The following is a 613-nucleotide window of genomic DNA, read 5'->3' on the forward strand; positions in this document are numbered from 1 at the left end:
AAGCCCGCTCGCCGGAAGACCAAGGGTTCCTGTCCAACGTTAATCGGGGCAGGGTGAGTCGACCCCTAAGGCGAGGCCGAAAGGCGTAGTCGATGGGAAACAGGTTAATATTCCTGTACTTGGTGTTACTGCGAAGGGGGGACGGAGAAGGCTATGTTGGCCGGGCGACGGTTGTCCCGGTTTAAGCGTGTAGGCTGGTTTTCCAGGCAAATCCGGAAAACCAAGGCTGAGGCGTGATGACGAGGCACTACGGTGCTGAAGCGACAAATGCCCTGCTTCCAGGAAAAGCCTCTAAGCATCAGGTAACATCAAATCGTACCCCAAACCGACTCAGGTGGTCAGGTAGAGAATACCGAGGCGCTTGAGAGAACTCGGGTGAAGGAACTAGGCAAAATGGTGCCGTAACTTCGGGAGAAGGCACGCTGATATGTAGGTGAAGCGACTTGCTCGTGGAGCTGAAATCAGTCGAAGATACCAGCTGGCTGCAACTGTTTATTAAAAACACAGCACTGTGCAAACACGAAAGTGGACGTATACGGTGTGACGCCTGCCCGGTGCCGGAACGTTAATTGATGGGGTTAGCGGTAACGCGAAGCTCTTGATCGAAGCCCCG

1 rRNA gene is annotated in these 613 nt (G+C 54.2%); it reads left to right on the plus strand.

Annotated features, from left to right (window positions below):
* Window positions 1-613 (plus strand): 23S ribosomal RNA (locus ACFFNX_RS52605); the annotation flags it as partial.

Origin of the sequence: Actinoallomurus acaciae (assembly GCF_042429965.1) — a bacterium.
GTDB classification, from domain to species: Bacteria; Actinomycetota; Actinomycetes; order Streptosporangiales; family Streptosporangiaceae; genus Actinoallomurus; species Actinoallomurus acaciae.